This is a genomic window from Pseudoalteromonas amylolytica (assembly GCF_001854605.1).
Classification (GTDB): domain Bacteria; phylum Pseudomonadota; class Gammaproteobacteria; order Enterobacterales; family Alteromonadaceae; genus Pseudoalteromonas; species Pseudoalteromonas amylolytica.
This window is the reverse complement of sequence record NZ_MKJU01000025.1, coordinates 927,878-949,893: the sequence shown is the minus strand read 5'-3', so window position 1 is coordinate 949,893 and position 22,016 is coordinate 927,878. Positions and strand designations below refer to the sequence as shown.

Here is a 22,016-nt window from a genome sequence, read left to right as displayed (position 1 = left end):
AATGGATAACTTAGCGATTAAAGATTTGTTGGCCGAGCTAGACGGCCTAGGCATCTATGTGTATCTACAAGATGGTAAGTTAAAGCTCAGAACCAAATTAGCCAGTGTGCCAAGTGAACAGCTAGAGCGAATTAAGGCACATAAAGAGCAATTGATTGCTTACATGCAGCAGCACAACAAAAAGCAGGGACGATTATCATCGGCACAGCAGCGGATCTGGTTTATCTCACAATATGAAGGTCAGTCCAATGCCTACAACATGGCTGGGGTCGTAAAGCTTTCTGAACCTGTGACTACTATTGAGGTTAAAGAGGCAATCGATAGTTTGCTCATGCGCCATGAGGTACTTAGGAGCAATTTTATTTACCATGAGCAAGGCACTATCCAGCGCGTAAACGAGCAACCAGAGTTTACTTTGCACACGCAACACGTTGCTCACAATGAAAGTAAGGCTGAGATCATTGAGCGTTTGGATACAGAGCTCAATTACTGCTTTGACCTTGAGCATGATTTGTTGCTTCGCGCGACCTTGTTTGTGGATGAAAGCGCCCAACGAGGACAGTGGCTATATGTTGCGATGCACCATATTGTTGCCGATGGCTGGTCAGTTGGCTTGTTTATTAAAGCCTTGTTGGTTGAACTCAGTGAACAAAGTGACACAACGGCTAGTCACGCCTTGCAATACTTAGATTACGTACACTGGGAGCAGCAATATCAGCTTAGCGATGATTACCAAAGTCAGCTTAGCTATTGGCGTGAACAGTTAAATGACCTTGAGCTGTTCGAGTTGCCGACCAGTTATCCACGCTCTGCCAGCAAAAATTATCATGGCAGCACGTATCACTTTGAAATTAATAATCAGCAAGTAGCGGCGTTTGAGAAGCAGTGTCAATTATTCGAAGTCACACCATTTGTGGGCTTGTTGAGCGTATTTTATGCCGTATTACATCGCTATAGTCAAAAGTCAGATATGACTTTAGGCGTGCCTGTACTGAATCGTTCTATGGCCGAGTTTGAGTCCATGATCGGTTGTTTTATTAATACCTTACCGCTGCGGGTTAAGTGTGAGAGCAACGTAACGCTTCGCGGGCTGTCTGAACAGGTCAAAGAGGTGGTCAAGCATGGGCTGGCAAACCAAAGCGCCGCTGTTGAAGATATTATTCGCTCGCAAGATTTAGCCAAATCAAGTGCGCATTCGGCACTGTTCCAAGTGTTGTTTAATTACAATGGCGTTGCACTCGATACCCTGTCGCATGGCGGCTTATCGGCTCAGTTATTCCCTGTTGATAACCATAGCGCTAAATTTGATTTGACCTTGAATATTGCAAATAGCGAGGCTGGTCTCGCCGTTAATATTGATTATTGCAACAGCCTGTTTGATGCACAACTTATTCGAGACTTTAGCGATGACTTTGTGGCGTTAGTTGCTGCATTTTATCAACATGCGGATGATTTTATCGCTCAGTTGCAATTGCCAAGTGTTGCGAGAGTCAATCAGTTATTAGCAAGTCAAAACAAAACGAGCAACCAATCCGTTGTAGAGACAATGCTAGCCCACGCTCAAACTCAGCCGCATAAGGTTGCCTTGCTTGAAGAGAGTCGGCAGTTAAGTTACGGAGAGCTTGATAGGCAAAGTGCTTTAATTGCAAATTCTATTGGCGCGCTAAGCGAGCTTGTTGCTAACACACCCATAGCCATATTGGTGCCGCGCTCAATCAACAGTGTAGTGGCAATGCTGGCGGTGATGCGTTCAGGTCACGGGTATCTACCGATAGAGCAAGGCACGCCTGTTAATCGTGTGATAGAGGTGTTAGAGCAAGCTCAGTGCGACCAGTTAATAATCATTGATGATGCGCCGCTATCCAATGCTGATTTAGAGTCATTAAACAGCGCAAAAGTAAAAATGCATCATTTTGCAAACTTGTGTGAAGGGGATTTAGTCGCCAACCAAGCTGCACATATCGAACAAAACGATTGCGCTTATGTGATGTTTACCTCAGGCTCAACGGGGACGCCTAAAGGCGTGATGGTTTCACACCAAGCACTAAACAATTATGTTGCGGGCGTGAGTGAAGTGTTAGCGTTTTCATCTGAAACTCGCTCGGCGGTGGTAACGGGTCTGGCTACTGATTTATGCTTAACAGGGCTCTATCCTGTGCTCGCACAAGGCGGCAGCGTAGCGTTGATAGCTGCACAGTGTGAGTATCCAGAACCACAACAAATCGTGGCAGAGCTTTGTCACTGTCAGGCGAATTTTATTAAGATCACACCGTCTTTCGCTAATGAGTTATTGCCACAAATAGCCGAGCTTGAACAAAAACCAAACATAGAGCAGTGGGTGCTCGGAGGTGAGGCACTCACAGGCAAACTGGTAGAGCAGATCCGTGAAAATTTTCCACTGGCAAATATCATCAACCATTACGGGCCGACAGAAACCTGTGTCGGCGTTACGTGTAACAAGCTTACGTCACAAAGTAGTGAGAATTGGGGGAGCTTTGCCATAGGTAAGCCGCTTTCTCATGTTGAAGTGAGAGTGTTGGATGCCAACCAGCAGAGTGTCCCCATTGGAATGCCTGGAGAGCTTTATATAGGTGGCCATAGTGTAGCTTTAGGTTATATCAATGCACCAAAGCTCAGTGAACAAGCTTTTGTGACGTTGGAAAACGATAAACGGTTTTATCGCAGTGGTGACAGAGTCCGGTTGAACCAAGTGGGTGAGATTGAATACCTCGGCAGATTAGATAATCAACCCAAAGTAAGAGGCTACCGCGTAGATCTGGCGGAGATCGAAGCAAAACTTAACGCATTAGCTGAGGTTCAGGTGGCTGCGGTGGTGTGCCAAATGAGCAACGAACAGGCAAGCGTGGTCGCGCATGTTGTTACAAAGCCAAGTGTGTTAAGTGCAATGCAGCTTAGGCACAGTATCAAGTCTGCGCTTAAGCTACGTTTGCCAGAACCTATGCTGCCAAGCGTAATCGTGCTTCATGACAAGTTGCCTATGCTTGCCAACGGTAAGATAGACCGTAATCAACTGCTACAGCATAAAACAGCTCTGTTGGGCCTTAATGAGGCTGAAAACATCCCACAAACACCGCTGCAAAAAGAGCTAGTGCAGTTGTTTACGCAAATTGTTGTAACTCAAAGCGTGGGAATTCACGATGATTTTTTCGCCATCGGTGGCCACTCGTTGTTAGCAATGCGTTTGCTAAACCAAGTTAAAACCCAGCTGGGTTATGTATTATCACTTAAAGAAATCTTTGCCAATCCAACCGTTGCCGAGTTGGCAAACATCATTGAGTGTCAGAGCAATCAAAGCAAAGACTTGCCACAGAAGTTAGAGGAACATGCGTTGGTGGGCGAGCACCCATTGTCGTTTTCTCAGCAACGTCTTTGGTTTGTTGACCAGATGCAGGGGCACAGCAGTCAATACAACTTACAGGGCGTTTTTAAGTTAACTGGTCTGTTAGATGTTGATGCACTGACTCGTGCTTTTAAATATGTCATTGAGCAACATAGTATTTTGCGTTTTAACTACCGAATGGGTTCCAAAGGACAAGCGGTTCAGTATCTCAATGATGCGCTAGAGTTTCGTATTATCGAGCGCTCACTCAGTGAGTATGACGCGCAGACGCAGGCGCATAAACTTGAAGAAATGGTACTGGCGGACTATCAACGAAGTTTCGATTTAACATCAGACTTGATGTTACGCGTGACGTTAATCAAGCAAAGTGAAACTCAGCACTCGTTGATAGTGACGATGCATCACATTGTCTCAGATGGCTGGTCTATCGACTTGTTATGTCGCTCGTTATCACAGGCTTACCAAAGTATTCGCAGCGGTCAACCGCTACCACCAGCGCAGCATTGCAGCTATATTGACTATGTATATTGGCAGCGCGAAGGCCAAGGTACACAAAGCACAGCGCGAGACCTTGAGTATTGGCAAGCACAGTTAGCTGATGCGCCTAAGGTACATGAGTTGCCAACGGATCGTGAGCGTAGCAACAAGGTGATTGCAGGCGGTGCGCTGTATTGCCAATACATACCAAGCGCTTTAGTACAGCAACTTAGAGAATTTATAAAGCGTTCAGGTCATACGTTGTTTGTGACGTTACAGAGTGTTTTTGCTTTGTGGCTGAGTCGCGTGTCTAATCAGAGCAAAGTGTTAATAGGAACGCCTGTTTCGGGCCGAACCAACACTGAATTTGAAGCCATCATCGGAAACTTCATCAACACCCTTGTTTTAAGTAGCGAGTTTGATGCTCAGACAACATTTGAACAGACCTTAAATCGCGCTAAGGCAACGCTGAACGACGCACTAAACCACCAACAGCTTCCGTTTGATGTGTTAGTTGATGCACTCGCAACAGAGCGAAGCTTAGCCATTCACCCATTGATGCAAATTGTGTTTCGCGTGAATAATCAAGTCAATGAGGCGCTTACGCTTGATGGTTTGCAAGTTGATATTGAAGACTCGCAAATACGCAGTGCCAAGCTAGATTTAGAGGTTAGCGTCATTGATGATGGTGAGTGCATGGTCATGGAGTGGCTCTATGATACGGCGCTTTGGGATGAAAATAGTGTCGCGCAGTTTTTTGAGCAATATTGTCATGTGCTTACGCAATGTATTGAAAATCAAGTATGTCAGGTCAAGCAGCTGGAGCTATGTTCACCTGCAAAGCAACAACAGTTATTAGCTTACGCACAGGTGTTAGAGGTTGAGTCACAAAATCAACATTGGCATCAGCGTTTTAGCGAGCAAGCTAAGCGTCAACCCCATGCCATCGCGCTACGAGATGGAGCGTTAACGCACAGCTATGAACAAGTCGATAAGCTATCAAATCAGCTGGCCCAATGCCTTGTAGAAATGGCGTTTGAACCACAAAGTCGGATTGGCATTTTATTACCATCGTGCGCGCAAATGGTGGTTGCGGTACTGGCGATTCTAAAGGCACAGCATGTGTATGTGCCGCTGCATAAAGATATGCCCGCCAGTGGTCTTGCTGACATTGTAGAAGATGCCGACATGATAATGATATTGGCTTTTAGTGACGAAACTGAAAAGTTGATAGACAGTGGCACAGACTTTTTACTGTTGGATGATATTTTTGATGAAGCGTCTAACTTCAGTGGCTACAGCGACATGCCACTGGACATCGAAAATGGTGAGATAATGGCTCAAACGGGCCACGACGCTCTGTGTTACATCATTTATACCTCAGGCTCCACAGGCAAACCCAAAGGCGTAGCAATTACCCATACAAATCTCAATGCCTACTTGCAACACGCATGTGATCATTATCTTGGCAAGGCAGCTTTGCGTGAAGCTGTGGTAAGTACGCCATTGGCTTTTGACGCCACCGTTACGTCATTAATCCCCATGTTAACGAGAGGTGGTACCGTTACGCTCATCAATGAGGGCGCTGAGCAACTATCGTCATTGGTTCAGATCATGTTTTGCGCACCGACCGATAAGCTGTTTAAATTGACGCCTGCACATCTACGTATTGTTCTAGCGCTATCAGAGCGCTTGGAAGCGAGCAACTGTGCGCACACCATGGTGGTCGGTGGTGAAGCATTAAGTGCAGACTTGCTGTTGGCATTGTCAGAAAAGCTCCCGCGCTGTCGATGGATAAATGAGTATGGACCCACGGAGACCACGGTAGGCAGCAGTGTATATGTTGTCGAATCAAGTGATGAGTTGGCGCAACTGACTCAAGCGCAAGATGTACCAATCGGATTGCCAATAGCACAGGCCGGCATGTTGGTTGTGGATCAATATGATCATATTGCCCCTGTGAATGTTGAAGGAGAACTGTTGATATCTGGCCCAGTTTTGAGCCCAGGCTATATCAATCGAACGCAGCTTAACAAAGAAAAGTTTGTTGAACTGACTCTACCTACAAGCAAGGGTGGTGCTATCAAACAGCGCTTTTACAGAACGGGAGATAAGGTACGCTGGCAAGCGGATACCGATGGCAAACCTAGTTATTTACGCTATTGTGGCCGCCAAGATAACGTCGTTAAATTGCGTGGCTATCGCATCGATATGGGGGCAATATGTCACCATTTACTCACGATACCTGAAGTTGTCGACTGTGCAGTCACATTAGATGACGAGCAAGGTTCGCTGTGTGCACATTATGTATGTGCTACGCAAAGCCAAGATAGTGAGCAACAATACAAAAGTCATTTAGCGCAGTTTTTGCCCGCTTATATGGTGCCAAGTCAGTTACACCGCGTTGATGCACTGCCGCTTACCAGCAATGGAAAAGTAGACGCTGATGCACTAAAAGAAAGCGTTAAGCTGGTGTCTCGTCAGGTAACAGAGCGCATAGAGCTTACTTCACTAAGCCCGTTGCAGGCGTATCTACTACAGCTATTTAGCGAAACATTAAAACGTGATGACATAGGCTTAAATGATAATTTCTTTGAGCTTGGTGGGCACTCATTGCTGGCTATTCGTTTGATAAGCCATATTCGTGATGAAAAGCACCTTGATGTCACGCTGGAGCAGCTTTTTAAAGCCCCAAGCATTTCAACGCTGTCTGAGGCGCTTGAGCATAGCCAGCAGATTGCGTCTGCAGAGGGAATTGTGCCAGTAGTACGAACACAGCGCTTACCTCTGTCGTATGCTCAGCAGCGTTTATGGCTGATTGAACAAGTACAACAAGGCTCCATGCAGTACCATATGCCAGCCAGCTTTAAGATTAATGGTCAACTGGATATCACAGCCTTTGAACAAGCTTTGCAGGCTATTGTTCAGCGCCATGAGGTGCTGCGCAGTATTATTTTGCCAGGCAGCAGTGGCGAGCAGCCAGAACAGTTGGTAAACGACCAATTTAATGTCCCGCTACAGGTTGTTGACTTATCATCGTTTGATGCGCACACCCAGCAGCAAAAGTGGCAAGAGTTAGTGGCTCACGCTCAGCAACAGCCGTTTGATCTCTCTGCGGACTTGCTCATCAGGGTGCTTCTTGTGCGCTTTACAGAACAAGATCACAAAGTGCATTTCAATATGCATCATATTGCCAGTGACGGCTGGTCGATGGCTATTTTAGTTAAAGAGTTTATTGCTTTTTATCGTCACTTTAGTAATGAGTCAGACTATCAATTGGCTGCGCAATATGTGCAATCACTGCCCGTTCAATATGCAGATTTTGCCCATTGGCAACGCCAAGAAAAGCATCAGCAAAGCATCACTCAATCATTACGTTATTGGCAGTCGCAACTGAGAGACTATCCACCTTTACATCAATTGCCATTGGATTACCCAAGGCCCGCTGTACAACAGCTATCGGGCGATACATTGGTACAAAACTTATCAATTGAGCAGCTTGCGGCAATTAAGCTACAGTGTGCGCAGCAAGGGGTGACCCTGTTCATGTGGTTACACAGTGTATTTTCATTAACGGTCATGCGTTTTAGTCAAACACGAGATGTGATGACGGGCTCTCCCGTTGCGGGTAGGGAACACAGTGAACTGTCAAACCTCATTGGTCTTTTCGTTAATACACTGGTTATCAGGGCGCGTGCAGACGAGACAATGAGTTTTGTTGACTTTTTAGCTCAGCAAAAGCAAGTCGTGTTGGATGCATTTAAACACCAAGCAGTACCGTTTGAGCAGTTAGTTGAAACCTTAAACCCAGCGCGTGACTTGGGTCATCAGCCACTGTTTCAAATTCTGTTTGCTTTACAAAACAACGAAGTCGTCGACTTGACCCTGCCGGGAGTTGAAATAGCGCAGTTGCCCGATGATGGTCATAACATGAAGTTTGACATAGAAGTAAATGCTATCGAATCTGCATCAGGGATTAGCTTGCAATGGAACTTCGCCACATCATTGTTTAAAAAGTCCAGCATCGCTTTGATGGCAAACTCGTTCAATGTGATGATCAATGCGTTACTAGAGAACCCTCATCGTTCGGTTGATACAGTTCCCGTGATGACTGAACAACAGCAAAGCAAACTGCTACAGGCACATACCCATGAGCAAGTGATTGACGACAATCGCACGATTGTGGAGCGCTTTGAGGATGTTGCAACACGCTACAGTCAAGAAACGGCTGTGATTGGCCCTGATAATACTCAGCTTAGTTTTAGCGAACTTAGAGTGCAGGCGCAAAAATTGGCAGCCCTGACTCACTCACAAGGCGCAAATCAAGGTGACAACATTGCCATTTGTTTACCAGCGTCAAGTGAGATGATCGTTGCGATGCTGGCCGTGTGGCAGCTAGGTTGTGCGTATGTGCCTATCGACCCTAAATTACCAAAGCAACGTATACAGTTTATTTTAAATGACAGTCGTGCTCGTACTTTGCTGGTAAGCAAAGCCTCGTCTGAGTTCGCACTCCAGAGTCAATGCAATGTTGTAGTGGTTGATGATGCAACACGTTGGCAAGGAGTGCCTGTGCTTGATCTACTGCCAAACATAACTGTGCAGACATTGGCATATGTAATTTACACCTCAGGTACAACAGGCCAACCAAAAGGGGTAGAGATCAGCCATGCAAATCTGGCGTTGTACTTGGCACATGTACGGGAAAATTACCTAAACAATGCGCTCACATGCTCGATAGTCAACACACCATTAGCGTTTGATGCAACCGTAACCTCAATATGGGGCGCGTTGTTACACGGTTTGAGCGTTAAGGTTGTCACCGATGATGACACGCAGTTAGATGTACTGTGTGAGGAATTGTTCTCACCGTCGGCCAAGTTGTTCAAGGTCACGCCTGCACACTTGCAAGGCATCCTCAGTATGAGCGCAGGCAAAGAGGCATTCACTGAGCATACCGTGGTGGTCGGTGGTGAGGTTTTAACCACTAAAGTACTAGAACAACTAAGTTACAGACTGCCCAATGTGTTATGGGTTAACGAATATGGCCCAACGGAAGCTACGGTTGGCACCAGTGTTTACTATGCGCGAACGGCGCAGATCCAAGCGTTAGTTGCCCAGCAGACGCATAGTGTGCCGATTGGCCGAGCTATTGCAAACACACAACTTGTGGTGCTAGATGAGCAACACAACCCTGTACCACAGGGCGTGGTCGGTGAGTTATACATTGCAGGTGACAACCTCGCCCGTGGCTATCTGGGACAACCCTCATTGAGCGCACAGAAATTTGTATCCTTACCTTTGTCTGCAAATGGCGCGCCAGTGAGGTGTTATAGAACAGGCGATAAAGCAAGGTGGCTGAGTTGTGACGCAGGCAAAGCGGATCAGTTACAGTTCTATGGTCGAACTGATCATCAAGTTAAGTTACGTGGTTACCGTATTGAATTAGGTGATATCAGCCATTATTTAAACGCGCTACCGGATATTAAAGAAGCCGTTGTAGCACTTAACAGTGATGCATCAAACCTTGAAGCTTATATTGTTCTGACAGCAGGCGACACCCAGCAGTTGGCTGATAAACAAGCCAAAGTGATGAGCGCTCAACAAGCCGCTCCATTATTGTCGCAATTGGCCGAACACCTACCCAGCTATATGTTGCCGCAAAAGTTTGTGGTGCTTGCGCAATTGCCGCTGACAAATAACGGCAAAGTGGACGTTAAAGCCCTGCAAGAGATTGCGGCCGAAACGGCCATTGATACCGAAAATGTTGCACCTAGAAATGAGTTTGAGCAAGCACTACAGAGTATTTTTGCAGCGCTGCTAAACGTCGAAACTTTAGGTATTACCGACAATTTCTTCGCGCTTGGAGGGCATTCATTGTTGGCAACGCAATGTGTCGCTTTGATAAAAGAGCAGTTAGAAATAGATATGCCCGTGCGGGTATTGTTTGAACGGCCAACGATAGCGGCTTTATCACAATGGTATGCAATTTCTGAGGCGGTGAATAACGCCACACCCAGCGATAGTCAAACTGACACTTCTGAAGAGATGTTTTTGTAATGAATGAGCAAACCTTATTAATTGAAAATCTGATTGGTGAAGCACTGGCCGCAGGTATTACCTTATATGAAAAAAATGGTGGCTTGGCATTTAAGCAAAATGGTGAATTTCCTGATGAGTTGAAGTCTCGTATTGTCGCAAACAAAGCTCAGATCATTGAATATTTTGTACAACAAAAGTTTGCGAAAAATAGCAATAAGAGTAGCAACAAAGATCTGCTTATGGTGTCTCGCAGTGAACCTTTACCACTGAGCTTTGCACAAGAAGGCTTGTGGTTTATAGAGCAGTTACAAGGTTCAAAGCAATATTACATGCCTGTAGAGTTCAAGTTGTATGGCTCAATCGACGTTGGCGTCTTTAAGCAAGCCATTGCTGAGGTGATCAGCCGTCACGAGTTGTTGCGCACGCAGTTTGTCGCAGATGGCAAAGGCATCCCGCAGCAACATATACAATCGCAAATAAGTACGCCATTTACGTGGATAAATGCCAGCGAATTTCCATCTTCCTTGCGCCTTGAAAAAGTACAACAAGCGCTGATAGATCATCAACAACAAGGGTTTGATTTAGAACGTGGCCCTTTATTGCGTGTACTGTTGGTGTCGGATGCCAATGAACACTGGTTAGCGTTTAATATGCATCACATTATTTCAGATGGCGCGTCAATGGTGCGCCTAGTGATGGAAGTAGAAGCTATTTACCGTGCACGTTTGGCGCATGTTGAACCATCTGTACCAGAGCTTGCGATTCAATATGCTGATTATGCGCATTGGCAGCGTGACACGCTCAGTGATGAGTATTTGACAAATGCCATAGGTTATTGGCAAAGCCAGTTAGCGGATTTAGACCCGATCCAGTCTTTACCAACAGATAGGCCAAGGCCTGCCGTGCAGGCGTTAGTAGGACAGGTACTACGCCAGCAGCTGAGTGTGGCATTTAAACAAAGCTTACTCGAACAAAGCGCTAAGCAAAATGTTACCCCATTTATGTGGGTGCTAAGCTGCTTTATGTTATTCATTGGCAGGCTCAATCAAGCCGATAAAGTGTTGGTTGGCACGCCCGTTCATGGGCGGATTCATCCTAAACTTGAGCCGCTCATTGGTTTATTTGTTAATACCATAGTGATCCCCGCACAGCTTAAAGAAGACAGCCCCTTTTCTGATTGGCTGCAAAAGCAAAAAGAGCAAATATTGCAGGCATTTGAATATCAAAATATGCCGTTTGATAAGCTTGTGGATGCGCTGCAGTGCAAACGAGATTTAAGCCATCATCCTTTAGTTCAGATCTTATTCACGTTAGAACAAACCCAACAAGACTCATTTACTCTACCTGGGCTTGCCATTGAAGAAGTTCGAGCGCAACAAAGCGATTGTGCGATTAAATGTGATCTTGAGCTAAATGTACAATTGAGCGAGCAAGGGGTGTTGCTTAACTGGAAATTTGATAGTGCTTTGTACGAGCGTGCGACCATTCAAAATTGGGCAGACAGCTTTGTCTTACTGCTTGAGCATGTCAGCGCTTGTCCAGATACAGTCTGCGCGAGTATTCCCGTAGTGACGGCGCAGCAACAGCAGGCATTACTTGCTCAACCGCAGTGTAACCATGTTAGCTGGCCGAAAAATACAAATCTAGTCAATGTGTTTGAGTCATGTGTAGAGCGCTTTGGTAAGCGCATCGCACTCACTGATGAAAAGAGTACCTTAACATACGAGGAACTGAATCTACGCGCTAATAAATTAGCTCGGGTGTTGTTGGCACAAGGTGTCAGTAAAGAGCAACTGATCCCAGTCAGTGTGGGTCGCAGTGTGGACCTTGTTGTAACACTATTGGCTATTCTAAAGTCAGGGTGTGCATACGTGCCGATTGACCCTGATTACCCACAAGATCGAATTGATTACATCATCAATGATGTGAACGCTGCTAGGGAGAGCACCAGCTTACTTGTTTGTGATGAACTCAGTTATACACGCCTTCATACGTTAGCTGACAATGTTATCAACATTCATGACCTAGAAATTTATCGTGGCCTTGACGATACATCGAACCCAAATATCGATATTCAGAGCACACACTTGGCGTACATGATTTATACCTCAGGGACCACAGGGCGACCAAAGGGCGTGCAGATAGAGCATCGTCAGGTTGTGAGGTTGTTATTTACTGAGCCGAGCTTATTCGATTTTAATGAACAGGACGTTTGGACGTTATTCCATTCTTTTTGCTTCGATTTTTCTGTGTGGGAAATGTATGGCGCGTTGCTATTTGGTGGCCGCTTAGTGGTGGTGAGTGCCGAGCAAAGTAAAGACAGTGATGCATTTGCAAAGCTATTAATCGAACAACAGGTGAGTGTACTTAACCAAACACCTAGCGCATTTTATGTGCTACAAAGCACTATGCTGGCACTAGACGAAAGTCAGCTTGCCAAAAATCAAATACGCTATGTGATATTTGGCGGCGAGGCGCTTGCGCCCGCGAAACTTGCGCCGTGGGCTAAGCGTTATGCCGAATGCGCGCTTATAAATATGTATGGCATTACCGAAACGACGGTACATGTTACTTATAAACGTATTACTGAGCATGAGATATCCCAAGGTGCCAGTAATATTGGGCGTCCCATTCCTACCACATCTTGTTATGTATTAGACAAACAGCAGCATTTGCTGCCTGTGGGGGCGATTGGTGAGCTGTACGTTGGTGGTGATGGGGTTTGTCGTGGCTACTGGCAACGTGCAGACCTCAATGCTGAGCGCTTTATTGCAGACCCTTTTTCAAATGGCGGCAAGCTATATAAAACTGGTGATCTAGTTCGCTATTTAGCAAACGGTGAACTGCTATACATAAGCCGTATAGATGATCAAGTCAAAGTACGAGGCTATCGTATTGAGCTGGGAGAAATTGAGAACCAACTTCGCGCCCACCCATGGCTTGATGAAGTTGTGGTCTTGCTTAATCGTGATGACACGCTAGGGGCGAGAATTTGTGCCTTTGTGGTTGTTAGCAGCCAAGCACAATTTGATGATTTAACATCGCAGGTGCAGCAATACTTACGTCAGACACTGCCTGAGTTTATGCTGCCAAGTAGTGTGATTGCTGTGTCCGAAATGCCGTTGACCGTTAATGGTAAGGTCGATAAAAAAGCGCTATTGGCGCTGGACATTGTGACCTCATCAAGTGACTCGTTTAGTGAACCCAGCACACCCATTGAAAAGCTCATCGCAAACTGCTTTTCTGAGGTGTTACAAGTGCCTAAGGTTGGTCGCGACTGCCATTTCTTTAGATTGGGCGGCCATTCATTGTTGGCAACGCAGGTCATTACCAGATTGCGTGAGCAGGCCAAACTTAATCTCACTTTAAAAGACTTATTTCAGCAACCCAAAGTCAAGTCTCTCGCTGCTGTTGCACAGAACAACCAAATTCAGCGTGATTCGGGCTTTGCAATGATACCCATTGATCGTAGCGAGCAGCCTACATTGCCGTTGTCATTTGCACAGCAACGTTTGTGGAGTATCGATCAGCTCCAACAAGGCAGCCTTGAGTATCATATGAGCGCGGCGTTTACGCTCAAAGGTATGCTGAACATTGATGCATTTTCGCAAGCTTGGCAGGCAATTGTTGCACGCCATGAAGTATTAAGAACCTGTATTGTTAAGCTCCAAGACGGCAAACCGAGACAGAAAATCAATGAGGTACGCGATAACATCGTCAATTATGTTGACGCCAGTGCGCTCAATGAAGAACAAAAGAATAGACTGTGGCTAAAGGTGTTGCGTGATGACAGACAAACGCCATTTCGGTTAGACAGTGATTTAATGATCCGCGTTGTGTTGGTGAAGTGTAAAAGTGACAATTACAAACTGTTAGTTAATATGCACCACATCGCATCAGATGCAAAGTCTCTAGACATTCTGGTGGCGGAATTTACCCATTTTTATCATCACTACGCCCATACTCAGGCGTTGCCAGAAAACTTGAGAAATGCGTTGCCTGTGCAATACGCCGATTATGCGCTTTGGCAAAGAAACACCCTAAGCGGCGATACTCTAAAGCAGCATAAAGCATTTTGGGTCAAGCACTTGGAAAATGCGCCACCTTTACACCAGTTACCGCTGGATAAGCCCAGAATGAAACAGCTGGCGACACAAGGTGCGCATGTGACGCAAAGATTCAATAAGGCAACATGTGAAGCTATTCGTGCTCACTGCCAACGTTTGGACGTTACCACATTTACTTGGTTACACAGCGCTTATTCGCTATTGATAGCACGCTTTAGCAACAGCCGAGATGTAGTAATTGGGTCGCCTTTTTCGGGTCGAAACCACACGCAGCTTGAGCCGTTGGTTGGCTTTTTTGTCAATACTTTACCGATCCGAACGGTTTTGACGCCCAATATGAGTTTTGAAGGGTTGGTACTTGCACAAAAGAATCTACTGCAAGAAATACATCAGCATCAACATATGCCTTTTGAGCAAATTGTTGAGCAATTAAAACTCAGTAGAGACTTAAGTCATCAAAGTGTATTTCAGCTAACATTTTCGTTGAATCCCCAGATTGATACGCGATTAAAGCTAGCTGGCCTTGAAACGAGCGCAATAGAAACCTTAGCGGATCAGGTTAAGTTTGATATTGAACTAAGCTGTACCGAAGAGCTGGATGACCAAGGACAATCGCAGTTGCGTTTTACTTGGGCGTACAACACTCATTTGTTTAGTGAACACACCATGCATGCCATGAAAAATGCGTTTGCGGTACTTGTAGAGCATATTATTCAGACGCCAAATCGCAACGTGTTTGAATTACCTTTGCTAAACAAAACTCAGATACCCAGCCATATCATTCATGGCAAATATAGCGAGGGTGGCCATGGGCAAACCGTGATTGATCAAATCGCCAGTGTTGCCTTCAATAATGTATCGAAAAATAACATTGCACTGATAGACCCAAATAGTACCCAAACCGCGAGCTATCAATGGTTGCTGCAGCGCAGTACAGAGTTGGCGCAGTATCTACTGGCAAAAGGACTGTTAGCAGAGCAGTGTGTGATGGTCAGTATGACCTCGGGAATAGATCTTGTGGTGAGTATGCTCGCGGTATTGAAAGCTGGTGGCTGTTATGTACCAGTTGACCCGGATTACCCGCAAGCAAGAATCGATTTTATCGCCTCTGACTGTCAGGCAAATTGGTTAATTACTCGCAGCGAAAATATCGATAAATTTTCGTCTACTTACCTCGCTGACTGCCACGTATTGTGTATTGATGACTACCACTTAGAGCATGATGTTATGGTTGCCTCTAAAGAGGTTATGGGTTTACCTGTGGTGAAGCCAGAGCAACTTGCATATGTGATTTATACATCTGGCACCACAGGTAATCCTAAAGGCGTGATGATCCCGCATCAAGGTTTAATGAACCTGTGCTTGTGGCATCAGCGAGCGTTTAATGTGTCACAGCAAAGTGTTGCCAGTCAAACTGCCAATATTGCGTTTGATGCCGCAGCGTGGGAAATATGGCCTTATTTGTGCTGTGGTGCCGCAGTATTGACTATTACCAGAGACACGTTAAATTCGCCGTTGGCACTATCTGACATGTTGACGCGTCATAAGGTGACACATAGCTTTTTAGCGACCCCAATCGCTGAAGTTATGTTGGCTGACAAAGAATTTTCGCCGCAGTATTTGCATTACTTGCTGGTAGGTGGGGATAAGCTTAATCAAGTGGATGTATCCGATCACCCCTTTATTATTGTCAATAACTATGGACCAACCGAAGCGTCGGTTGTGGCCACCTCGGGTGCTGTGATAACCAAAAATCAAGCGCCTGATATTGGTTCCCCAATAGACAATACGAGTTTGTATATTCTTGATAATTTGCAACAGCCTGTACCTAAAGGCATGGTGGGTGAACTGTACGTGGCAGGAGAAGGGCTAGCCCGAGGGTACTTGCATCAAGCTCAGTTAACACAACAACGTTTTGTCACACTTAATTGTGGACAAGGCAAGGCCGTCAGAGCCTATCGTACCGGTGATTTGGTGCGTTGTGTGGATAACGACAGGGTTGCGTATGTTGGTCGCAATGATGAACAGGTAAAACTACGCGGCTACCGAATTGAACTGGCAGAGATAGAGCAGGTACTACTAAACCATGACTCGATTGATGAATGTGTTGTCCAGATCTGTTCTTCATCTAAGCAGATCAAACAGTTGGTCGCGTTTATTGTTGCCAACGAGGATACCAAACAGGCATTACAACATGGCGTGAGCCAATTGGTCACCCGTAAACTTCCTGTATACATGCACCCGCATCGCTATGTATTTTTAGCGCAGTTGCCACTAACAGCGCACGGTAAAGTTAATCACAGAGCGTTAAATGAATTGGCCCTCGAGGGCGAACAAGTCGTACAAAACAGCGTGAGTAATATCAGTGAACCACTTGACAGCACACAGGCGCAGCTTTTAAACATTTATCGTGATGTGCTCAACAGTGAGATGTTCTTGGCAAACGATGACTTCTTTGCCCATGGTGGAGATTCAATACTGAGTATTCAAATTGCCAGCCGCGCTCGTGCAATTGGTTTATCAATTTCGGTTGCGGACGTATTTAACTACAGTAGCGTTGAAGCACTGGCCAAACAAGTACCACAGTTAAACACTGGACAAGACGCATTGTCACAAGTACAACCTTATGCTGGCAAGTTTACTGCACTGCCTATCCAGCAGTGGTTCTTTGAACAGCAGTTTTCACAACCGACCCATTGGAATCAGGCGCTGATGCTGTCGCTGGATAAATCGGTGTCTTTACATCACATTGAACAGGTGATGCATACGCTGATAGCTCATCATGACGGCTTGCGTATTGTGGTTGATGGCACACAGCTTGAAGTGGCCAAAGAGGTTGCGCTTGATGAAGTGATGGAGCATATTGATCTTACGTCAGAGTCTAACTGGCGCGCAAAGCTTGTTAAAACAGCTCAGCAGCTACAAACGAGCTTTACATTTGAACGTGGCAGTTTATTACGTGCATGCTATATCATAACGCCAGAGGACGAAAGTGCTAACCGACTTCTACTCGTCGCACACCATGTGTTAATTGATGGCGTGTCGTGGCGTATTTTGCTTGAAGACATGCAACATGCAGTTGAAAATGTATTGAGCGCGCGTGCGCCGAAGCTGCCTAAACTCACCACAAATTTAAAGCTTATCAGTGACTTTTTTGCAGCTCAGGGCCAAGTACTGACGCATTTAGAAAAGTGGCAGAGCTTGGCGCAGCATGCTAAAAGCCCCAGTGTTTTAGCGCTGCCAGCCATTAGGAAAACACAACCTGCAAGCTGTGCAAACTACAAGTTTAGCTGTTCGGCAGAGGCAACGAGCACGTTGCTCAAAGAGGCGAATCAAGCCTATGGCACGGGTGCGCAAACATTGTTGCTCAGTGCATTGCAGTGGTCGATGATGCGCCATTATCAAACCAAGTCCCAGATCATTATACTTGAGGGGCATGGCCGTGAATTGCTACAGCAACAGTTTGCGAGCGATCGCAGCGTTGGTTGGTTCACATCTTTGTTTCCACTACATTTATTCAGTAACGCAAATAACCTAACAGAGGTTATTTGTAATGTTAAAGAACAGCTTGCCACCACAACTCATATTGCAAGTAGTTATGGTGCGTTGCGATACAACCACTCATCAAAAGCTGTGCGTGAGTCATTACACATAGACACCCAAGATAAGATATTTTTTAACTACCTAGGCCAGCTCGATGGCGCGCTTAATAAAACAGGGTTGATAGCGGATGCACAAGAGTCGGTTGGTGACTTACACAGTGATTTAAATCACCTTTATTATGGTCTGCAAATTACAGCAGCAGTAAGTCACTCGCAGCTTACATTATCGTTTGATTTTGATGAGAATCGCATCAGCGAACAGCGCGTTGGAGCGTTTGCGGAGCACTTTGTACAAAGCTTGAATGAGGTGGTCGGTCACTGCATGGCGCAAACCGATAGGCACTATACACCGAGTGACTTTAGTTTATTGAAGGATGTGTCAAGGCTTCAGCTACAAAACCTGATAGCGCCATTTGCGAAACAACACATCGAAGATATCTACCCGATGAGCATGTTGCAACAAGGCATGTGGCTACATGCACAACGACACACGCAACATGCACCGCCATATCTAGAGCAAGCTGTCATGAGGTTTGAAGGTGAGCTTGATATAGAAGCGTTCGCCTATGCTTGGCAGCAAGTGATTGCTACACATAGCATACTTAGAAGTGCCTTTGTCAACGCAATTGATGAGCCGCTGCAGTTAGTTTTTACACAATGTGAGCTACCGCTGCACATTGATACACCTGTTTTAGCGCAGCAAACTGTAGAGCAAATGTCAGCTCATATTGCCAACATCGCTGAGCAAGAGTATGACGCGGGCATTGATTTAACGCGCGCACCTTGTATGCGCTTACGTCTTATTCCCTTTGCTGATGATCAATATGGTTTTATCTGGACTTACCATCACTTGATTATGGATGGCTGGTCACTACCCATTTTGTTTGCCAATTTAATGACTTTATACAATGGACGTATAAAGGGGCAGGCAATACAAATAGTAAAAGATAATTATCGTGATTATATTGCTTATCTATTAAACAAAGACGCAGATGGGGAGCGCGCATTTTGGCGAGATTACCTGCGTCACGCTAGTGAGCCAACCTTATTAAGCGCACATATTGCCACGCATACTCTAAGTGAACCGCAAACAATTAGAGAGCTTGAGGTAGAACTTGAGCCTGAGAAATATGAGCAATTGAGACAGTTTGCTCAAGCTCATGGCTTTACTCTCAATCATGTGTTGCAAGCGGTTTGGGGATACTGGCTTAGCATTTGTTGTGATAAAGACTACGCATTATTTGGGCAAACCATTTCAGGCAGGCCGAGCGACTTTGTCAATGTGGAGCAAAAAGTTGGCTTGTATATTAATACTCAAGCCGTGAAATTGAATATACCGACCTCAGGCACTGTTACTGATTATATCTCTTCGGTTAAGCATAACCATTTGCGCCTAGCAACGTACAGCCATAGCGCGCTGACGTTGGTGCATGACTGTAGCGAGATTGAAAATGGCAGTGAACTGTTTGATGCACTGTATGTTTTTGAAAATTACCCAAACGACCCTTTAGATAATACTGAACATACTCCGTTTAAGGTGATTCAACAGTCACACAAAGATGAGACTCATTACCCAATTACCTTTGTGGTAGGCACTGGGCAACGTTTGTCGTTGACACTCGGCTATGACACAAGGCTGTTTAGCCATTGCACAGCCAAGCAAAGTTTAGAGACCATCCAATGGCTGCTAAGTGCCTTTATCAGCGCGCCACAAACTCAGTTGAACACAATACCTTTAATAGCAAATGATAAACGCTTTTTAGACATAGATACATTCAGCTTTGCTGTACCAAGCAATTCAGATTTTGTGCCGTTTGACAACCAGAGCACCATACAGCAAAGGTTTTCTGACATTGTTGAGCGCAGCCCACAGGCCACTGCGATAGAGTATTATGCTGATGACCAGTTACAAACTATCAGCTATCAAATGCTCGATAAAAAGGCCAGTGATTTAGCGTGTTACCTCAAACACCAATTACCAGAGCGTGATGCACAACCCATCATCGCGGTGTGCTTAGCGCCTAGCTTTGAGTTGATAACGGCGATTTTGGCGTGTTTAAAGCTAGGGGCAGCCTATTTACCTGTATCACCACAGCTACCATCCGAGCGCCATCATTTTATGGTCGACAATGCTAAAGCGGCAGCGCTTATTACTAAGTCAGATGCTTGGCAAGGTGAGCTACCTGAATGTTTGTGCATTGACATGCAAAGTGCTGACACTGACGCATTTGAAAACAGCAACCTCGAGGATGTGGTTCATCATCAGCAAGACGTGTGCTACGTCATTTATACCTCAGGCACGACAGGCGTTCCCAAGGGCGTAATGGTAGAGCAGCGCAGTGTATTGAATTACGTATCATTCTTAAGTGAATGTTACACCATCACTGCTCAAGATAACTATTTACAATTTGCCAGTTGCAGTTTTGATGTGTTTGCTGAAGAAGTGTTTTGTACGCTGTTGAATGGGGCCACGTTGGTGATGAGTGACACCAATCAGCTGTTATCGGCAAGCGGCCTAGCAAAAGTTGCCAAGCGCTGCGAGTTGACTTTGATGAGTTTACCGACGGCCTATTGGCACCAGTTGGCATTAGAGCGTGTTGATTTGGGAGAGCAGTTGCGAGTGATCACCATAGGCGGCGAGCAAATGCAATTGTCAGCGTTATCGGCCTGGCAACGTAATTACGGCAGCCGAGTCCGGTTGATTAATGCTTATGGTCCGACTGAGGCGACTATTTCAGCAACTTTGCAAGATGTCACCAACCACATCGAGGGTGATATTTCCATTGGTAAACCGGTTGCGGGTGTGCAACTGGCAATCTTAGACAGGCACTTAAGAGCACTGCCAAGTTACATATGCGGCGAACTACACATCAGTGGTCACGCTTTGGCTCGCGGTTACTTGGGCGATACTGAAAAAACTAACCGAGCCTTTATTACGTTACCTCACTCCAAACAAAGACTTTATAAATCAGGCGATAAGGTACGTTTGAACGAAAGCGGTGAGATTGCCTTTATGGGTCGATTGGATGAGCAGGTTAAAATTAGAGGCTATCGTGTAGAGCTTGCGGAGATTGAGCGCAATTTGCTGCTGGATAATAAAGTTGCAGCGTGTGCCGTGGTGACTCGTGATGACGCATCTGGCTCAAAACAATTGGTGGCGTGCTTGGTGACTCACAAGCCTGTGACTGAAGCACAAGTTTGTGCTGAGCTTGCATGTAAAGTGCCTGAATATATGATACCTCAGCATATCGTTTTCCTTGAGGAACTACCGTTAACCACCAATGGTAAGGTTGACCGTAAGCGCTTGGTCGAGCAGGTCAAAACGCTTCAGCAGCATGTAAACACCAAGATGAGTGAAGTACATACCCCTTTGCAAAGTGCGTTATCAAGTCAGCTCAAAGCATTACTGAGTTTAGAGCACATTGGTCTTGACGATGACATATTTTCCCTAGGTGCTCATTCTTTACTTGCGATGCGCTTGGTGGGTCAGCTTGGGCATATATTTAATTTATCTGTGCCTATTGATTTTGTGTTTCAACATCGCACCATCAGAGCGCTCAGCGATGCCATAGAATCGCTTTTACACGCCAAAACGCACAGTAGTGAGCCATCTGCGTTGAGCACTTTGATGTGTTTACAAGCTGGGCAAGCAGGATATGCACCGATTGTATTAATTGCTGGTGCTGGTGGCCTACTCATGGCATTTCAGACACTAGTGCAAAACTTAGATGAACGCATCCCAGTCTATGGTTTACAGCCTGATGAGATTGCCTGTGAGTCTCATATCATAGCGTCGGTTAGTGCCACTGCAACTTACTACTTAGATGCACTTAAACAAGCAGGATTGACCGAACAGGTACATTTAGTTGGACATTCATTTGGCAGCTTTATTGCCTATGAAATGGCACAACACCTACAGACGAATCACTTGGGTGTCACTTTGACTGTTTTGGATACACCAGTACCAACATCCCAAGTCGAGCGCTTTGATGACAAACAGTGCGCGTTGTTCATTCTAGAAAACTTTAACCAATTTTTCTCCTTACAGATGAGCGCCGAGCAGTTATCACATTATCAATCATTAGACTCACAGCAACAGCTTCAGTGGCTGAGCAACTACTTGGCTCATTCTGGCTATCGTTTTTCAATCGAACAATTGGATAGATTCAGACGGGTGTTTAGCGCTCAGATTAACGCACCAGTTCAGTGTGACAACAAACTGGATGAAACCCCAACATTGGTGATTAAGGCCAGTGATACATCAAGTTTTGCCGGTGAGGCGTTAAGTTTTGATATGGGTTGGGCTCGGCTTTGTGAGCAAATACAAGCAGTTGAACTGTCTGGTAATCATCTAACAATACTTCAGCACGGTAATGCCCGTGAAGTTGCTCTGTTATTGGAAAAGAATTATGTACTCAATTAACAAATGTAAAAAATATGTTCTACATTGTAGGCCTTATCTAACAA

At 45.5% G+C, this 22,016-nt stretch carries 2 protein-coding genes; both read left to right on the top strand.

Annotation, left to right across the window (positions count from 1 at the left end; translation table 11 throughout):
• Position 1: 1 nt before the first annotated feature.
• Positions 2 to 9,898, top strand: coding sequence for a non-ribosomal peptide synthetase (locus BET10_RS10600; RefSeq protein WP_083330503.1), 9,897 nt, complete (start codon positions 2 to 4; stop codon positions 9,896 to 9,898).
• On the top strand, positions 9,898 to 21,972 hold the full coding sequence (locus BET10_RS10595; RefSeq protein WP_070985515.1) for a non-ribosomal peptide synthetase: 12,075 nt from the start codon (positions 9,898 to 9,900) through the stop codon (positions 21,970 to 21,972). The genes BET10_RS10600 and BET10_RS10595 overlap by 1 nt, the downstream gene beginning before the upstream one ends.
• Positions 21,973 to 22,016 lie beyond the last annotated feature (44 nt).